Below are 284 nucleotides of genomic sequence, written 5' to 3' on the forward strand. Positions count from 1 at the left end.
CGTGCCTTCGTTGACCCAGGTGGTGGTTTCACCGTCCTGCTTTTGATCGAGCGTGGTAAAGACGGCCTGCCTCACTGAGTCGCCGTCGCGCTGCTTCATGTAGCTGATCGGCGTGTCGTTCAGGAAGCCCAGATTCGCTGCCTGGGCGCCAATCGCCGCGCCAAGCAGCAGACCGGCGGCGGTCAGTTGACGGAAAGCACGGGTTCGCATCGACATGAAGGGTTCTCCTCGGAAACGTTTCGGGCGGTCATGAGCGCAGCTTGTACGGCTTGTGAAGCTTATGC

At 60.6% G+C, this 284-nt stretch carries 1 pseudogene; it reads right to left on the reverse strand.

The window, feature by feature from the left end:
- Positions 1-216 (reverse strand): annotated as a pseudogene (locus SB753_RS36505) (hypothetical protein); the annotation flags it as partial.
- Positions 217-284: the final 68 nt, after the last annotated feature.

The organism is Paraburkholderia sp. SIMBA_053 (assembly GCF_046534895.1).
Lineage (GTDB): Bacteria > Pseudomonadota > Gammaproteobacteria > Burkholderiales > Burkholderiaceae > Paraburkholderia > Paraburkholderia caledonica.